Origin of the sequence: Micropruina sp. (assembly GCF_047606365.1) — a bacterium.
Taxonomy (GTDB): Bacteria; Actinomycetota; Actinomycetes; order Propionibacteriales; family Propionibacteriaceae; genus Micropruina.
The window spans coordinates 1-15,590 of the sequence record NZ_JASGEN010000104.1 but is presented as its reverse complement, the minus strand read 5'-3'; the positions used below and the strand labels follow the sequence as shown (position 1 = coordinate 15,590).

20 protein-coding genes and 1 riboswitch are annotated in these 15,590 nt (G+C 66.9%); of the genes, 12 read left to right on the top strand and 8 right to left on the bottom strand.

Annotated elements, in window-relative coordinates:
- Positions 1–38: 38 nt before the first annotated feature.
- Together QM624_RS11660 and arr are read left to right on the top strand one after the other, a co-directional pair.
- The gene (locus QM624_RS11660) at positions 39–641 is read left to right on the top strand and encodes a TetR/AcrR family transcriptional regulator (protein WP_415091959.1); all 603 of its coding nucleotides are present in this window, start codon (positions 39–41) and stop codon (positions 639–641) included.
- An 89-nt stretch (positions 642–730) separates the two neighbouring features.
- The gene (gene arr, locus QM624_RS11655; RefSeq protein ID WP_415091957.1) at positions 731–1,153 is read left to right on the top strand and encodes an NAD(+)--rifampin ADP-ribosyltransferase; all 423 of its coding nucleotides are present in this window, start codon (positions 731–733) and stop codon (positions 1,151–1,153) included.
- A 54-nt stretch (positions 1,154–1,207) separates the two neighbouring features.
- On the opposite strand, the gene QM624_RS11650 is transcribed toward arr, so the two are convergent.
- Positions 1,208–1,474 (bottom strand): Txe/YoeB family addiction module toxin, encoded by a 267-nt coding sequence (locus QM624_RS11650; RefSeq protein ID WP_415091955.1) that lies wholly within the window; start codon positions 1,472–1,474, stop codon positions 1,208–1,210.
- A complete protein-coding gene (locus tag QM624_RS11645; protein ID WP_415091953.1) occupies positions 1,471–1,713 on the bottom strand; it encodes a type II toxin-antitoxin system Phd/YefM family antitoxin in 243 nt (80 codons plus the stop codon). The genes QM624_RS11650 and QM624_RS11645 overlap by 4 nt, the downstream gene beginning before the upstream one ends.
- 124 nt (positions 1,714–1,837) lie before the next feature.
- Here QM624_RS11645 and QM624_RS11640 point away from each other — a divergent pair, with 124 nt between their 5' ends.
- The 4 genes from QM624_RS11640 (at position 1,838) to QM624_RS11625 (ending at position 5,234) form a co-directional block, all read left to right on the top strand.
- Positions 1,838–2,653 (top strand): hypothetical protein, encoded by an 816-nt coding sequence (locus QM624_RS11640; RefSeq protein ID WP_415091951.1) that lies wholly within the window; start codon positions 1,838–1,840, stop codon positions 2,651–2,653.
- A gap of 303 nt (positions 2,654–2,956) precedes the next feature.
- Positions 2,957–3,379 (top strand): TrmH family RNA methyltransferase, encoded by a 423-nt coding sequence (locus QM624_RS11635; RefSeq protein ID WP_415091949.1) that lies wholly within the window; start codon positions 2,957–2,959, stop codon positions 3,377–3,379.
- Positions 3,380–3,426: 47 nt separating this feature from the next.
- Positions 3,427–3,879, top strand: a complete 453-nt coding sequence (locus QM624_RS11630; RefSeq protein ID WP_415091947.1) for a hypothetical protein — start codon at positions 3,427–3,429, stop codon at positions 3,877–3,879.
- 173 nt (positions 3,880–4,052) lie between these two features.
- Positions 4,053–5,234, top strand: coding sequence for a lactonase family protein (locus QM624_RS11625; RefSeq protein WP_415091945.1), 1,182 nt, complete (start codon positions 4,053–4,055; stop codon positions 5,232–5,234).
- An 84-nt stretch (positions 5,235–5,318) separates the two neighbouring features.
- On the opposite strand, the gene QM624_RS11620 is transcribed toward QM624_RS11625, so the two are convergent.
- From QM624_RS11620 to QM624_RS11605, 4 genes are all read right to left on the bottom strand, one after another.
- The gene (locus tag QM624_RS11620) at positions 5,319–6,326 is read right to left on the bottom strand and encodes a sensor histidine kinase (protein ID WP_415091943.1); all 1,008 of its coding nucleotides are present in this window, start codon (positions 6,324–6,326) and stop codon (positions 5,319–5,321) included.
- On the bottom strand, positions 6,323–7,009 hold the full coding sequence (locus QM624_RS11615) for a response regulator transcription factor (protein ID WP_415091941.1): 687 nt from the start codon (positions 7,007–7,009) through the stop codon (positions 6,323–6,325). The genes QM624_RS11620 and QM624_RS11615 overlap by 4 nt, the downstream gene beginning before the upstream one ends.
- Positions 7,010–7,086: 77 nt before the next feature.
- Positions 7,087–7,800: a GntR family transcriptional regulator gene (locus tag QM624_RS11610; protein ID WP_415091939.1), complete on the bottom strand. Its 714-nt coding sequence runs from the start codon at positions 7,798–7,800 to the stop codon at positions 7,087–7,089.
- Between the two features lie 65 nt (positions 7,801–7,865).
- A complete protein-coding gene (locus QM624_RS11605; protein ID WP_415091937.1) occupies positions 7,866–8,141 on the bottom strand; it encodes a hypothetical protein in 276 nt (91 codons plus the stop codon).
- A gap of 113 nt (positions 8,142–8,254) precedes the next feature.
- Between QM624_RS11605 and QM624_RS11600 the strand changes: the two genes are divergently transcribed.
- Positions 8,255–9,364, top strand: a complete 1,110-nt coding sequence (locus tag QM624_RS11600) for a ThiF family adenylyltransferase (RefSeq protein ID WP_415091935.1) — start codon at positions 8,255–8,257, stop codon at positions 9,362–9,364.
- A 68-nt stretch (positions 9,365–9,432) separates the two neighbouring features.
- Positions 9,433–9,804: a DUF488 domain-containing protein gene (locus QM624_RS11595; protein WP_415091933.1), complete on the top strand. Its 372-nt coding sequence runs from the start codon at positions 9,433–9,435 to the stop codon at positions 9,802–9,804.
- Positions 9,805–9,865: 61 nt separating this feature from the next.
- On the opposite strand, the gene QM624_RS11590 is transcribed toward QM624_RS11595, so the two are convergent.
- Together QM624_RS11590 and QM624_RS11585 are read right to left on the bottom strand one after the other, a co-directional pair.
- The gene (locus QM624_RS11590) at positions 9,866–10,720 is read right to left on the bottom strand and encodes a DUF1648 domain-containing protein (RefSeq protein ID WP_415091931.1); all 855 of its coding nucleotides are present in this window, start codon (positions 10,718–10,720) and stop codon (positions 9,866–9,868) included.
- A complete protein-coding gene (locus tag QM624_RS11585; protein ID WP_415091929.1) occupies positions 10,717–11,058 on the bottom strand; it encodes a PadR family transcriptional regulator in 342 nt (113 codons plus the stop codon). The genes QM624_RS11590 and QM624_RS11585 overlap by 4 nt, the downstream gene beginning before the upstream one ends.
- A 244-nt stretch (positions 11,059–11,302) precedes the next feature.
- A riboswitch (cobalamin riboswitch) is annotated at positions 11,303–11,482 on the top strand.
- A gap of 460 nt (positions 11,483–11,942) precedes the next feature.
- On the opposite strand from QM624_RS11585, the gene nrdH reads away from it, so the two are divergent.
- The 4 genes from nrdH to QM624_RS11565 all read left to right on the top strand — a co-directional run.
- Positions 11,943–12,182: a glutaredoxin-like protein NrdH gene (gene nrdH, locus QM624_RS11580; protein ID WP_298131025.1), complete on the top strand. Its 240-nt coding sequence runs from the start codon at positions 11,943–11,945 to the stop codon at positions 12,180–12,182.
- Between the two features lie 146 nt (positions 12,183–12,328).
- The gene (nrdI, locus tag QM624_RS11575; RefSeq protein ID WP_298131027.1) at positions 12,329–12,748 is read left to right on the top strand and encodes a class Ib ribonucleoside-diphosphate reductase assembly flavoprotein NrdI; all 420 of its coding nucleotides are present in this window, start codon (positions 12,329–12,331) and stop codon (positions 12,746–12,748) included.
- Positions 12,715–14,871 carry a class 1b ribonucleoside-diphosphate reductase subunit alpha gene (nrdE, locus tag QM624_RS11570; RefSeq protein ID WP_415091926.1) on the top strand — a complete coding sequence of 719 codons (2,157 nt, stop codon included), beginning with the start codon at positions 12,715–12,717 and terminating at the stop codon, positions 14,869–14,871. The genes nrdI and nrdE overlap by 34 nt, the downstream gene beginning before the upstream one ends.
- Positions 14,872–14,950: 79 nt before the next feature.
- Positions 14,951–15,590, top strand: a 640-nt coding sequence (locus QM624_RS11565) for a ribonucleotide-diphosphate reductase subunit beta (RefSeq protein WP_415091924.1), incomplete at its 3' end; no start/stop codon positions are given.

Genomic DNA, 15,590 nt, shown 5'->3' with positions numbered 1-15,590 from the left:
TGTATTATGTCACGCGTATTGGAAACTGAGGAGTCCAGGTGCCGAAGCAGGTGGATCATCACGAGCGACGCGAATCGATCGCTCACGCGCTGTGGCGGGTCGTCGACCAGCAGGGCTGGGCGAAGGCGACCATGCGCGAAGTCGCCCGCGAGGCGGGAGTCTCATTGGGACAGCTGCAGCACTACTTCTCGTCACGAGCCGAGATGCTCGCGTTCGCGATGGAGTTCGCCTCGGAGCAGACATCCCATCGAGTCGAGCAAGGCCTGACGTCACTCGGTCACCCGCCGCATGCTCGCGACGTGCTGCGACTGGCGATCACAGAGTTGCTGCCTCTCCGACCCGACTCTCGTGCCACCAGTCGCATGAACGCGGCTTACGTCCTCGAAGCCATGCACGACCCCTCGCTGCGGGAGCGGGTTGGCGTTGGACTCCGCGAGGGGCGCGCGCAGGTCGAACTTCTCATCAGGCAGGCGATGAGCAGCGGGCAGATCCGTCCGGACTGCGATCCGATCATCGAAACGGACCTCATCCTTGCCCTGACCGGCCTCGCCCCACTTCTCGAGCTCGACGTCATCGAACCCCGCGCGGCCCTCGCGGCCATCGACAAGCATCTGGATCGACTCTTCGAACCTGCGTCATGAAGCCGCGCCGCGGGACGAGCAGACACAGCGGACCGAGCCTGAACACAACAAGGAACCCGCGCGCCGACGTCCCGAATTAGCATTGCGGCGTGAGTGACGCCCTCGACGACGGACCGTTCTTCCACGGCACCGCCGCAACTCTGCGACCTGGTGACCTGCTCACCCCCGGCTTCCGTTCGAACTACCGGCCGGACGTGTTGATGAACCATGTGTACTTCACTGCGCTTCGCGACGGAGCCGGAATGGCGGCCGAACTCGCTGTCGAGCTGCTCGGCGGCAGCGGCGGTCCCCATGTCTATGAGGTCACACCCACCGGTGCCTTCGAGAACGACCCGAACGTCACCGACAAAAAGTTCCCGGGCAATCCGACGCGGTCCTTCCGGGCCACCGAGCCACTCCGCGTGGTGCGCGAGGTCACCGACTGGACGAGGCTCACACCCGAGGCCCTGCAGGTCTGGCGCGACCGGCTGATCTCCAAGGCACCAGAGGAACGGGGCGAGATCCTCAACTAGCGGCGAGCAACTCGTACAACAAAGTGACCGCGCCGCCAGTTGCCTTTCGACGGATCACTCGTAGCGCGTCCACATCCGCAGAACATGCACCACGCGCTCCTCGCCGAGGACCTCGTAAACGAGGCGATGTTGAATATTGATCCGCCGGGAATAGCAGCCAGCCAAGTCGCCGACGAGCTTTTCGTACCGTGGCGGCGACGCGAAGGGATCCTCAGCAATCAGAGCCAGCAACTCTTGCGCTTTGCGCTTCAGCCCCGAGGACGACAACTTCTTTGCGTCCTTCTGGGCCTGTCGCGAATACACCAGCCGCCAGGTCGTCACCAGTCGAGCTCTTCGGAGCCGGCCCCCGCACCCTCAGCACGAGCCTGCCGAATCGACTCCGTGTAGCCCGGGACGGACTCGAGGTACAGAGTCTCCTGGATCGAGCGCCAGTCATCCTCGCCGACTAGGACCGCATTGCCCCGCTGCCCGGTGATCGTCAACGGCTCGGACTCTTCGTTGACCTGATCGATCAGACGGTACAGATTCGCTCTCGCCGACGTTGCGCTTACCGAAGTCATAGTGGCACCTCCGCAACCAACGTACGCCATAACGTACGCAAACCCAAGCGGCGGCCTGCCAGTATCCGAGCGTCCGGACACGGCGTGCAATATGAGTAGCGTGACGAAGCATGGACAGCACCCCGTGACCGACTGGACAAGTCAATATGCGGTCGTCGTGGCGTCCGACGTGAGCGCGCGCGACGGCCTCGGCTGGGAGTTCACCGATGCCGAAGGGGAAGGCGTCTGGGCTGTGTTTCGTGAGGACGGCGGAGCCTTTCCAGTGCTGTCCGCCGCTCGCGGCCCGGGCACTTTGCCCGCCCGGGGGCAACTCGAAGAGATGACATCTACGGCGACGTCCGATCTCCTCGCCGGTGTCGGCCTTGAGGATCCCGTTGGCTGGATTACCTCGAACATCACGGCGGCACTGCTGCTTGCCTCTATCGAGGTCGAGTCGTGGGAAGGCGAGGAGTGGGCCCTTGAGTCGAGTTCCGACGACCAAGCCGCTGCGTGGGCCACGAACGATGAGCCGCGCATCCCTTTCGCCTGGCTGCGAGCACGACAGGCCGACCGGGATTCCCTGATCACCGTGTACCAGGACGACGCCGTCTTCGGCCTCTCGTTCACGAACTCAGATTGGTGTCCGCTGCTACCGCCGTCCGACACTGGATCGCTGCGGTCACGCCGTGATGTCCCCCTCACCCGAGGGCGAATCAATCAGGTCGAAGTCGTCTACGACATCACGGTCGAGGGTTGCCTCGCTCCTGGTCTCGTGACCGAGGTGCTGCTTCATGGCGACACCGCCTCGACCCTGCTCATCGCGGCCGAGGCCTACTCGCGCGATGAGTGGCATCTCTACGACGAGTCCGTGGTAGCACTCCCCGATCCAGCCCAAGCGGACACGCTCGCCTGGATTCCGACTCGGACCATTTGGCGACCAACCGAAGGACGTCGACCGTAGAGATGATCTCCACCGACTCCGCCGACTCGAGGGCCGTCGGGGAAACACCAATGGTGGGCAGAGCAGTCACCTTCAGCGCTGGCCATCGCCCTGTCTGGCCGTACGATGGGCATCCTCACTTTCCCGTCGATGGACCGGCGCCGCCGCTGAATGGCGTCCACAGATGAGCGATTACGCGAACCAGCCGATCGGACCCTGCACGAAGCTATGACTCGGCGCGCCTCGACGCCGTCCGACATCCGCCGCCGACGCAGGCGCACCCAGCACGGTTGTTGGGGCCAGTTGATCGTCGCTCCTTTGTGGGTGGCCTATCAGGCCAACCTCGGCACGCTGCAACGCACCTGTGACGCGGTGGGCGCATGCCTCGCGGTGCCGGACACTCCGCACTACCGGAGCGCGCTCGCGACCGGAAACACGCTGGGACGTCACCAGCCCTGCGTTCACCGCGTCCGTGGAGGGAAGAACGCCTGGGTCGAGCGGATGCGGAATCAGGGGTGGCAAGTGGTGGCCATCGAGTTGGCCGAGGGCGCAATCTCCTTACCACGATTGCAGCCGGCTCGGCAGCCCACCGTGGTTCTGCTCGGGCACGAACACAACGGCGTGCCGGCCGACATCGTGGACCTCGCCGACCAGTGCGTCGAGATTCCGATGTGCGGCGTCGGCTCCAGTTTGAACGTCGCCGTTGCAGGCAGCCTGGTGCTCTATCGGCTCGCGGGAATGAGTTGACCCCACTCCCGGCATGACAACTTTGGCTGCCTGACTACAGTGCGCACGTGCGCCAGGAACCGAACCCGTTCGGCATCGCGCTGGTCTTCGGCAATTGCGTACTCGCGGCCACGACCCTGCTCGAGTTGCACGCGGTCCACGACCTGCTCGGCGCGCCGGACGCGGATTGGCAGGGCGAGTACGACAGCGGCACCATGGCGTTCGCTTCCATGCCGCTGGCACTCGGCCTGTTGCTCACCTCGCTGCTGGTGCTGATCACCGCGGTCCCCCTCATCGCACGCCGACAGACCCTGCCGCCACTGGGCTGGGCAGCGTTCGCCACACACGTGCTATTGCTCGCGGCAATCTGGCACGGCCCGGCCGCACCCGCCTCCACCACCGACTATTGGATCCGGCTGACCACGCTCATCGCGTGCGCAGCAACCGGATTCACCACGGGCGTCACTCTTCGGCATCGACCGATGCGCAGTCGCACGCGCCGCGCACCTGCCACGCATTGAACGACCACCGGCACTGACCCGCACCCGACCACAAGCAACGGGTCGTCCTCGCACCGGAAGGCGCACACCCCCGTCAGATTCTCGTAAGGTCCGGTAACCCGACGGTCATGGAGTGCCGGGTGCGTCCGGCGTTGACTTCGATGCCAGAAGCACCCAACCAACAGGAGGGCATCGTGACCCATCGACGCATTTCCATCCTTGTGGCGACCGCCGCAGCACTCACGCTGGGAGCGCTCCCGGCGCCCGCAGCACAGGCCGCGCCGGCTCCCGCTGCTCAACCGGCGCACGCGCAGCCCACGCATCACCGATCGCAACCGGCCGGAGCGGTCTTCGTCCAGAGCAATGACCTGACCGCCAACTCGGTGATCGCTTTCGACCGCGGTGCCGACGGACGGCTGCGCCGCACCGCCAGCTACTACACCGGCGGCAAGGGCGCGGTGGTCACCGATGCGGTGGTCGACCCGCTGGCCTCGCAGGGCTCGCTCACCCTGGACCGGCGACACCGGTTGCTGTTCGCCGTCAACGGCGGTAGCGACACCATCACCGTCTTCGGTGTGGACGGCAGCCGGCTCGTTCGGCGGCAGATCCTGCCCAGCCACGGCGATCTTCCGGTTTCGGTCAGCGTCACCGGCGACCTGGTCTACGTGCTCAACGCCCGCGACGGCGGCTCGATCAGCGGCTACCGGATCGACGGCCGCACGGTGCGACCGCTGGCCGGCAGCACCCGGCAGCTCCACCTGATGCCGAACGCCAACCCCGAGTTCCTGCAGTCGCCCGCGCAGGTGGCGATCACGCCGGATCGCAGCACGGTCGTGGTCTCCACCAAGACGCACGGCACCCTGCTCACCTACCCGCTGCGGCACGGCATGCCGTCGGCGTCCCCGACGACGACCACGTCCGGCATGGTTCCGTTCGCCCTGTCGTTCGATCGTGCCGGACGCCTGCTCGTCATCGACGCCACCGGACTCGCGAGCTCCTACCGGGTCGGCACCAAGGGCCGACTGACCCAGCTGTCGCAGGCCGGTCCGACCGGGCAGCAGGCGGCCTGCTGGAGCGTGGTCGTGCACGGCACCCTGTACGCGGCGAACGCCGGCTCGAACAGCATCTCGTCGTTCCGCGTCCGTGCCGGCAAGGTCGCCCTGACCGACGCGACCGCAGCCAGCACCTCCGGCGGCGGCCCGGTCGACCTGGCCGCTTCGCGGGGCGGTCAGTACCTGTATCAGCTGAACGGTGCCGACGGCAGCGTCGACACGTTCCGGGTCGGACGCCACGGCGCGCTGACCCGCATCGACACCACACAGACCGGCCTGGGGGCCACCAACGGTCGTCCACTGGAGGGCATCGCGGCCAGCTGACGCGAGCTCGACAGGCTCGACCGAACGGGAGAAACGGCGTCCGGGGAAATCCCCGGACGCCGTTCCGCTGCGTGCGGCAGGGGTCTATCCGGCGGGAAGTGTCACGGTGAACCGGCAGCCGCCGGCGATATTCCGGACGGCCACCTCGCCGCCCTGGGCTTCGACCAGGTCCTTCACGATGGCGAGTCCCAGGCCGGCACCCGGGCTCAGTTCGGACGCCTCGGGCGAGCGCGCCGCCGTCCCGCGGAAACCCAGGTCGAAGACCTGCCCGAGATCACCCTCGGGGATCCCACCGCAGCCGTCGGCAACACTGAGCCACACCCGCGACGCCTCTCCCCCGCCGCGTACCTGCACCGAGGCGCCCGGACGGGTGTGCCGGACGGCGTTCACCAGCAGGTTGGCGACCACTCGTTCCAGCTCCCGCCCCGCCCCGGTTGCAGTCAGCGCCGGCAGCTCGACATCCATCCCCACACCCATCGACGAGGCGATCGGGCGCAGCCCGTTGGCCAACTCGCCCACCAGCATGTCCAGACCGATCGGCTCCAGCCGCAGGTCGACGGCGCCACTGCTGATCCGGGACAGTTCGAACAGGTCCTCGACCATCGAACCCAGCCGGGACGCTTCGCGTCCGATCCGGGCGCCGTAGCCGCGGACGTCGTCGGGCTCGTCGACGACCTGGTCCTCGAGCGCCTCGGCCATCGCCTTGATGCCTGCCAGCGGGGTGCGCAGATCGTGACTGATCCAGGCGATCAGATCGCGGCGGGCGGCCTCGCCGGCCCGCTCCTGAGCCCGCCGCGCCTCCAGCGCGAGGGCGCGGCGGGTGAACTGCTGGCCCAGGATCACCGATCCGGGCACGAGCATCACACCCACCAGCAGGCAGGTGGCCACCGTCCAACCGAGCTGCTCGGTGAACATGAAACCGCTGATCGCGACCACGAAGAGCAGCGCCACGACCAGCGGGACCGACACCACCACGGCCAGCGACGTGCTGGGCCGGGTACCGAGCCTGCGCAGCACCAACCACAACAGCACAATCGTGACGACGCAGGTGAGCACCGCCCACGGCGCGATGTGCAGCAGCGGCTCGCTCACCCGTCGGCTCCCAGCGGCTGGTAGCGGTAACCGACGCCCCAGACGGTCTGCAGGCGCCGCGGCCGCGAAGGGTCGGCCTCCACCTTCTCGCGGAGTCGCCGGACGTGGACGGTCACGGTGGAGTCGTCACCGAAATCCCAGTCCCACACCTGCCGCAGCAGCTCCGAGCGTCGGAACGCCTGGTCGGGGTGGGAGATCAGGAAGGCGAGCAGATCGAACTCGCGGGCCGTCATGGCCAGTTCAACCCCCGCACGAGTTGCCCGGCGCGCGGACAGGTCAAGCTCCAGGTCGCCGTCGGACACCGTGGAGGGAGCCCGCTCGGGCGCGGTGCGCCGCAGCAGCCGTTGCGCTCGCAGGGTCACTTCGCGCGGTGAGAAGGGTTTGACCACGTAGTCGTCGGCGCCCTGCTCCAGCCCGACGACGCGGTCGGACTCGCTGCCGAGTGCGGTCAGGATCATGATCGGCACCTCGCTGCTGCGGCGGATCCGTTCGCACACGTCCAGGCCGTCGATGCCGGGCAGCATCAGGTCGAGGATGACGAGATCGGGTGGGGCGCTGAGGAAGGCCGCCAGGCCCTCGGTGCCGGTTCCGGCTTCGGTGACCTCGAGGGTGGCACGGGTGAGGTAGCGGCGCAGCACCTCACGCGTGGTCGGGTCGTCCTCGATGACCAGCACGCTCGTCACGGTGCACGCTCCTTGCCCGGGCTGCGGCCACAGCCGCCCGACTTGACGCTAGTCCGGACGACGGCCGTCCGCCACGCTCAGCGGCCGACCGAAATACTCCGGTAAGCACCCTCGCCCACCGGGCGGGAGAACATCACCGGCGGCACCGAGGCCGCATAGGTATGCGCGATGTGGTCGTGCAGGGCCGCGGTGAATCCGGGAATGTCGCCGATCCGGATCAGGTCGATGAGTTGTTGATGTTCGGCGAGCATCTGCTCGCGTTCGGCAAGGAGCCGCTCGCCGGCGGCGAACAGCACGGACCGCTGACGGTCGGCGAGGCGATCGTTGAGTTCGAGCAGGACGTCGTTGTGGCCGGCCTCGACGAAGTGCCGATGGAAGGCGATGGTCAGGTCGATGTAGCGCCGGACGTCACCCGCGGCGAGTGCGTCCCGTTGCTGCTCGATCGACCGCTCCAACTCCACGACCAGCCGGTCGAGCACATCCGCGGACGCCTGCCCTATCGAACTCGACTCGAGGACCAGCCGGGCATCGGCCAGATCGGCTCTGGCCCGCTCGCTGATGCCCTGCACCAGCGCACCGCGCTTGGGGTAGATGATGATCCACCCCTCGCTCTGCAGCCGGAGCAGCGCCGACCGGACCGGCGTCCGGCTGACGGTGAACTGGGCCGCCAGCGCTGCTTCGCCGAGCATCGTGCCGGCTCTGTACCGGCCCTCCACGATCGCATCGCGAAGCGCCTGGTAGACCCGATCGGCGGCGCTGGCCCCGGGGAGCCCGTAGTCAGCCGTCGACATCGGGCCTCCGCGCCGGGCGTCCATCGTTCACGCCCGGCATCATGCCACTGGTCACCGGTCGCGTCTTAGCGACGGCTTCCGGTTTCGTCATCGAGCACCTGCTGGTTGGACACGATGAAGCCGCGCCACAAGGCGAGCACCATGCCGCCCAGCGCCATCATCGCGGCCAGGAACCCGCAGTAGATCGGTCTGAGGGCTCCTAGGCCCTGACCCGAGATCAGGCCGAACAGTGCGAAGGCGAGCACCACCAGCATGACCAGCGCACCGCCGTTCCACCACCTGATCAGAATTGCGTAGCGCGCCTTCCGTTCCGCCGTCGACGGACCATCGTGAGTCTGCATCGCAGTCCCCTTTCCTCGGTCGCAGAGCGATCAGCTGATCTGATCAACTCTAGTCGCGTTGGATACAACATCAATACATGATGTTCTCGAAGTTCACGTTTTAGGGTTGTGCCATGACGTTGCCACCGCTGGTACCGCCCGTGGGCGAGTTGGACGCCGATGGCCTGGCGCGCTACTCGCGCCAGTTGATCCTGGGTGAGGTCGGCGTCACCGGGCAGCGCAGCCTGGCAGCAGCCCGGGTGTTGGTGATCGGTGCGGGCGGCCTTGGCTCGCCGGTGCTGCTCTACCTGGCCGCTGCCGGCGTGGGCACGATCGGCGTCGTCGATTTCGACCGGGTGGAGAAGTCCAATCTGCATCGGCAGGTGATCCATTCCGACGGCGACGTCGGACGGCCCAAGGTCGATTCGGCGGCGGACGCCGTCGCCGCGCTCAACCCGACGGTCACCGTTCGCCGGCATGACCTCCGGCTGACCTCGGACACCATCGATGAACTGCTGGCCGACTACGACCTGGTGCTCGACGGCGCGGACAACTTTCCCACCCGCTACCTGGTCAACGACGCCTGCGTCAGCGCCGGAAAGCCGCTGGTGTGGGGATCGGTGCTGGGCTTCGCGGCACAGGTGGCGGTCTTCTGGGACGCCGCGCCGGGCGGCGAGGGCGTCCAGTTGCGCGACGTGTTTCCCGAGCCCCCGGCTGCCGGCACCGTTCCCTCGTGCGCCGAGGCGGGGGTGGTCGGCGCATTGTGTGCACAAGCCGGATCGGTGATGGCGATGGAGGCGATCAAGCTGATCACCGGAATCGGCCGGCCTCTGCTGGGCCGGGTACTGGTGATCGACGCCCTGGCCGGGCGCTGGGACCAGGCGGAGGTCCGCAGGTCGAGCAGCCGCCCGACAACCTCCGCTCCGGCCACGGCCGCCCCGGCCTGCGGGCCGACCTCGAGCGCCACCGAGGAGTTCGACCTGCCCGAGGCCGGCACGATGTTCCTGCTGGATGTCCGCGGTCCGGACGAGTTCGCCGCGCAACGGGTGCCCGGTTCGGTGAACATTCCCCTCCCGGCCCTCTTGGAAGGTGCGCTGGACGGCGTCCCGAACGGGGAGCCGATCCTGGTCATCTGCCGCAGCGGCCAGCGAGCCGAGGTCGCCGCCGCCAGCCTGGAGGCGCGCGGCTACCGCGACGTCCGCGTGCTGGCCGGCGGACTGCTGGCCCTGGCGGATCTGTCCTGATCCCTCCGCTCTTTTATCACGACGTGTTTGTAGAATCGTGACCCCCAGCCACAGCCGGAGGAGGGGTGATGAGCACGAGTTCCGACGCCACCGCAGAGGTTTTCCGCATCAAGCGGGTCTACGAGGCGGCCGAGCCCACCGACGGGTACCGCGTCCTGATCGACCGACTCTGGCCACGCGGCCTCTCCAAGGACGCCGCCGCACTCGATCAGTGGCTGCCGGACGTGGCGCCGTCCGCCGCGTTGCGGAAGTGGTGGAATCACGACCCTGACCGGCTCGATGAATTCACCACCCGCTATCGTGCCGAACTGGACGCGAACCCCGCCGTGGATGAGTTGCGTGAGATCGGACGCGAGCATGCACCGGTCACCCTGCTCTACGGCGCGCGCGATCCGCGGCTCAATCAGGCCGTGGTGCTGCAGAGTTACCTGGCCGGGTGACCGGAACGGTCCGCGAACCCTCGCCGTCCCAGCGATTCCCGATCAGCCGCGAACCCGGTCATCAGCGATCGCCGAGGTCGCGATCGATCTCGGCCTGCCGACCCGCTCGGGCCAGGCCGAGCAGCACGCCACCCACTCCGGCGCCGAGCGCACCGAGTAGTGCCACCGGCACCCAGGCGCCGCCGCGGGTCGGCCGGATCACCGTCATGCAGGTGCCGAGCGTGGCCGCGGCGGTCGCCGCTGCCGTGGCTCCGGCACGCGTCGGTCCGGGACGATCGCTACCCGCGCTCCAGGCGGCCAGCGCCACCGCACCTGCGGTGAGTGCGATGTCGGTGGCCGCGGCACGCTCCTTGGACACCCACCGATCCGGCCGTCCAGCTAGCCCCCAATGTGAAGGCAGCCGCTGCGGCAACGTCCGGCCGCGCACCAGGTAGTGCAAGGCGGTCGCGCCAACCAGTAGCGCCGGGAGTGCGACAGCCGCGCGGAAAGCCGCATCCGGGGTCGAGGTGAACGGGACAGCCTCGGCGTCCGGTTCGATCAGGTTCAGCCGGACGGCCACCGCGCCGAGGTTGACGTCCCAGCCGAGACCGACGGCGCGTGGCAGGAAGAGCCGCTGATCGGCGGGCTGCCACCAGGTCTGCGCGATGCGGGTGAGCATGCCGCGCAGACGCAGACCCGCGACCCACCGATCACCCGGACGGCGACACCCGGGCCCACTTTCGGGGGCCAGCCCGTCCGCGATCGCGGCCACATCGGCAGGCGTGGCCGTCGCCGCCAGCCGCTCGCACAGGTCGGCGGTCAGTTCGGCGCGGACGTCGTCGCGCAAGCCACGCTCGACGTCGGCGACGGAGGCATCGAGGAACCGCTGCGCCGCAGCCCTGGCGTCCGGTCGTAATTCATCAATCGAGGCGATCATGACTCCCCTTTCAGAATGCCGGCCAGCGCGGCGGCGACGGTGTCGAACTCCTGGCTCATCACGTCCAGCCGGCGACGACCGCTGTCGGTGAGCGCGTAGTACTTGCGCGGCGGGCCCACCGGCGACTCCCGCCAGGTCGTGGTCACCGACCCCGCCTTGGCGAGCCGCGCCAGCAGCGGATAGACGGTGCCCGCGGTGATCGCCAGCCCCGGGCGTCCGGCCAGGTCGTCGACCAGGCTCGAGCCGTACCGGGGCTCCCCGGCGAGCAGGCCGAGCACCGCGAGTTCGAGCACCCCCTTGCGCAGCTGCGACCCCCAGGAACCCGACCCCTCAGACATGAGTTAACGGTATAACCATGTAGCTTGCTTAACAAGCTACCGGTACGAAGGGACGGTTCTTTTCGTTCCGCTTCTGGCACGAAGGGACGGTTCTTTTCGTTCCAGATTCGCGACCCGCGAAAGCCATCCCACGACGACTGGAGCCACGCCCCACCCCTCCACCGCGGGACCACACCGGGTCAACGACACGACACGCCGACAAGATGGGTTCAGCCCGCCGGCTGTCGTAGAGTCGGGCCCGCGACTGGTTCTCCGCCGGCCCCGGACGGAGGAGAGGCAAGAGGGAACCCGGTGAGAATCCGGGACTGCCCCGCAGCGGTATTCGGGAACGACCTTCGTCATCAAGCACTGGGCCACGGCCTGGGAAGCGACGGACAGTAGGTGGATCGAGCGATCCGAGCCCGAGAGTCCGAAGACCTGCCAGCGCCCGGCCCGGGAACCCCACGGGCCGGCAGACAGACCGCCGGCACGGCCTCTCCTGGCTCGGGATCGACCAGGCCTCAGGGCAAGCCGTCACCGGCGGACGAGCACAACTCGCGAAGGAGAGTTGCGTGACCAACTTCCGCCAGTCGGGCCGCCTCGGGCGTTCGACGGTGACACATGCCGCGGAGGCTTCGTCCTCGACCTAGCCCTCCCGCGGCAGATCCTTCCCCACTTCGCCGCCACCCACCGGTGAGCTTCAGCACCGCACTGAGAAGCACAAACGCTCGCTGAACCCCATCGGACCGGGTGCACTTCGGCCTGCCCCCAGCTACCCGCTCGACGACACGAGACACAACATCTAGTGGTCCTTGCGAGCCGGCGCCCATATGTGTAGTGTCCGTGACTGACACCGATGGAACTACACCGATGTAACCCCGTCCCCAGGGAAAGGACCCGGAGCAATGACGATCACCGTCTACAGCAAGCCCTCCTGCGTGCAGTGCACCGCCACCTACCGTGCACTCGATCGGGCCGGTCTTTCCTACGACGTGGTCGACCTGTCCGCCGACGAACGGGCCCTTGCCCAGGTGATGGAACTCGGCTACCAGCAGGCGCCGGTCGTGTTCGCCGACGATGAGCACTGGGCCGGCTTCCGCCCCGACCGCATCAAGGCCACCGCGGCCCGCGTCCAGGCGGCCTGACCGCGGCCACTGGCTAGGCTGACGAGCACCGCTGGTCGAGCTTGTCGAGACCGCATTCCGGGTCTCGACAAGTTCGGCCGACGAAAGCTCCCGACGAATCCGGGCCAGCGACAAGCTGACCAACACCTCACAGCGAGGAGAGCCACATGGTGCACATCGTGTACTTCTCCTCGATCTCGGAGAACACCCACCGCTTCGTCGCCAAGCTCGGCTTCGAAGCCGAGCGGATCGGACTGCGGGCGAGCGACCCGCACCTGAGCCTCGACCGCCCGTTCGTCCTGATCACCCCCACCTACGGCGGCGGCAACGGCCAAGGGGCCGTCCCGAAGCAGGTCATCCACTTCCTCAACGACCCGGGCAACCGGGCCCAGCTGCTCGGCGTCATCTCGGCCGGCAACACCAACTTCGGCTCGGCGTATTGCCTGGCCGGCCACATCATCGCCCGCAAATGCGCGGTGCCCCACCTGTACCAGTTCGAACTCATGGGGACGCCCGACGACGTCGAGGCCGTCCGCGAAGGACTCATTTCACTATGGCAACCACTGTGCTCACCGACACCGGCCTAGAGGCCGTTTCGTCCGAGGTCGATTACCACGCGCTGAACGCTCTGCTGAATCTGTACGACGCGGACGGCAGGATCCAGTTCGAGGCGGATCGTCAGGCTGCGCACCAGTACTTCTTGCAGCACGTCAACACCAATACGGTGTTCTTCCATTCGCTGAAGGAGAAGCTCGATTACCTGGTCGAGCAGGGCTATTACGAGCAGCAGGTGCTCGACCTCTACGACTTCGAATTCATCAAGACGCTGTTCAAGCGTGCCTACGCGGTGAAGTTCCGCTTTCCGACCTTCATGGGCGCGTTCAAGTACTACACCTCGTACACGCTGAAGACGTTCGACGGTTCGCGCTACCTGGAGCGCTTCGAGGACCGGGTCTGCATGGTGGCGCTCACCCTGGCCGCCGGCGACCACCGGATGGCCGAGAGCCTGACCGACGAGATCATGGCCGGACGTTTCCAGCCGGCCACCCCGACCTTCCTGAACGCCGGCAAGGCGCAGCGCGGCGAGCTGGTCTCCTGCTTCCTGCTGCGGGTCGAGGACAACATGGAGTCGATCGCCCGGGCCATCAACTCCTCGCTGCAGCTTTCCAAGCGGGGCGGCGGGGTGGCGCTGTCGCTGACCAACATTCGTGAGGCCGGGGCGCCGATCAAGAAGATCAAGAACCAGTCGTCCGGGGTGATCCCGGTGATGAAGCTACTCGAGGATTCGTTCTCGTACGCGAACCAGTTGGGTGCTCGGCAGGGTGCGGGCGCGGTGTATCTGCACGCGCACCACCCCGACATCATGCGGTTCCTCGACACCAAGCGTGAGAACGCCGACGAGAAGATCCGGATCAAGACGCTGTCGCTGGGTGTGGTGATTCCCGACATCACCTTCCAACTGGCCCGCGACAACGAGGACATGTATCTGTTCAGCCCGTACGACATCGAACGGGTCTACGGGGTGCCGTTCACCGAGATCTCGATCACCGATCGGTATCACGAACTGGTCAACGACCGGCGGATCACCAAGTCGAAGATGAACGCCCGGAAGTTCTTCCAGACCCTGGCCGAGATCCAGTTCGAGTCGGGCTACCCGTACATCGTTTTCGAGGACACGGTGAACCGGGCGAACCCGATCGACGGCCGGATCACCATGAGCAATCTGTGCTCAGAGATCCTGCAGGTGTCGACCGAATCCACCTACAACGAAGATCTGTCGTTCGCAGACGTCGGCAAGGACATCTCCTGCAACCTGGGTTCACTGAACATCGCCAAGGCGATGGACTCGCCGCACTTCGGCGTCACGGTGGAGACCGCGATCCGGGCGCTGACCGCGGTGTCGGACCAGTCCAACATCGCCTGCGCGCCGAGCATCGAGCGGGGCAACGCGATGAGCCACGCCATCGGCCTGGGTGCGATGAACCTGCACGGCTACCTGGCCCGTGAGTCCATCCACTACGGCTCGGACGAGGGCCTGGACTTCACCAACATGTACTTCTACACGGTGACCTTCCACGCGATCGCCGCGTCCTGCCGGATCGCCCGGGAGCGTGGCGAGACCTTCGACGGCTTCGAGCGTTCGAAGTACGCCTCGGGTGAGTACTTCGTCCGCTACATCGAGGGCGACTGGACGCCGCGCACCGAGAAGGTGGCCGGGCTGTTCGCCGATGCTGGAATCGCCCTGCCCACCCCGGACGACTGGCGTGCGCTGGCCGCCGAGGTCGCCGAATACGGCATGTACAACCAGAACCTGCAGGCCATTCCGCCGACCGGTTCGATCAGCTACATCAACCACTCGACGTCGTCGATCCACCCGATCGTGGCCAAGGTCGAGATCCGCAAAGAGGGCAAGATCGGACGCGTCTACTACCCCGCGCCGTACCTGACCAACGACAACCTGGAGTACTACCGGGACGCCTACGAGATCGGCCCCGAGGCGATCATCGACACCTACGCCGAGGCGACCAAGCATGTCGATCAGGGGCTGTCGCTGACCCTGTTCTTCCCCGACAACGTCACCACCCGTGACCTCAACCGGGCCCAGATCTACGCCTGGAAGAAGGGCATCAAGACGCTGTACTACATCCGGCTGCGGCAGCTCGCCCTGGAGGGCACCGAGGTCGAGGGCTGCGTCAGCTGCGCGCTGTGACCACCGATCAGCCCATCAGAGATCCTGGATCTCACCACCGCACCAACTGAGTAGTTCAAGGACACCGAGGAAATCACCGATGACTCAGAAACTGACCCTGCTGCGCGGCGTCCAGGCGATCAACTGGAACCGCATCGAGGACGACAAGGACCTTGAGGTCTGGGACCGGCTGACCGGCAACTTCTGGCTGCCCGAGAAGGTGCCGCTGAGCAACGACATCCCCTCGTGGCGCACGCTGAAGCCGCATGAGCAGCTGATGACCACCCGGGTGTTCACCGGGCTGACCATGCTGGACACCATTCAGGGCACGGTCGGCGCTGTCTCGCTGATCCCGGACGCCCGGACGCCGCACGAAGAGGCCGTCTACACCAACATCGCGTTCATGGAGTCGGTGCACGCCAAGAGCTACTCGTCCATCTTCTCCACGCTGATCTCCACCGCCGAGATCGACGACGCGTTCCGCTGGAGCGAAGAGAACGAACACCTGCAGCGCAAGGCGCAGATCGTGCTCGACTTCTATTACGGCGACGACCCCGAGAAGCGCAAGGTCGCCTCGACCATGCTGGAGTCGTTCCTGTTCTACTCCGGCTTCTACGCCCCGATGTACTGGTCGAGCCACGCCAAGCTGACCAACACCGCCGACCTGATCCGGCTGATCATCCGTGACGAGGCGGTGCACGGCTACTACATCGGCTACAAGTACCAGCAGGCCCTCAAAG

Excerpts from the sequence above, each read along its gene's own strand:
- QM624_RS11645 (WP_415091953.1), bottom strand. The coding sequence starts at position 1,713 with ATGACTTCGGTAAGCGCAACGTCGGCGAGAGCGAATCTGTACCGTCTG.
- QM624_RS11610 (WP_415091939.1), bottom strand. The coding sequence starts at position 7,800 with ATGTCGACGGCTGACTACGGGCTCCCCGGGGCCAGCGCCGCCGATCGG.
- QM624_RS11605 (WP_415091937.1), bottom strand. The coding sequence starts at position 8,141 with ATGCAGACTCACGATGGTCCGTCGACGGCGGAACGGAAGGCGCGCTAC.
- QM624_RS11600 (WP_415091935.1), top strand. The coding sequence starts at position 8,255 with ATGACGTTGCCACCGCTGGTACCGCCCGTGGGCGAGTTGGACGCCGAT.
- QM624_RS11595 (WP_415091933.1), top strand. The coding sequence starts at position 9,433 with ATGAGCACGAGTTCCGACGCCACCGCAGAGGTTTTCCGCATCAAGCGG.
- QM624_RS11590 (WP_415091931.1), bottom strand. The coding sequence starts at position 10,720 with ATGATCGCCTCGATTGATGAATTACGACCGGACGCCAGGGCTGCGGCG.
- QM624_RS11585 (WP_415091929.1), bottom strand. The coding sequence starts at position 11,058 with ATGTCTGAGGGGTCGGGTTCCTGGGGGTCGCAGCTGCGCAAGGGGGTG.
- nrdH (WP_298131025.1), top strand. The coding sequence starts at position 11,943 with ATGACGATCACCGTCTACAGCAAGCCCTCCTGCGTGCAGTGCACCGCC.
- nrdI (WP_298131027.1), top strand. The coding sequence starts at position 12,329 with ATGGTGCACATCGTGTACTTCTCCTCGATCTCGGAGAACACCCACCGC.
- nrdE (WP_415091926.1), top strand. The coding sequence starts at position 12,715 with ATGGCAACCACTGTGCTCACCGACACCGGCCTAGAGGCCGTTTCGTCC.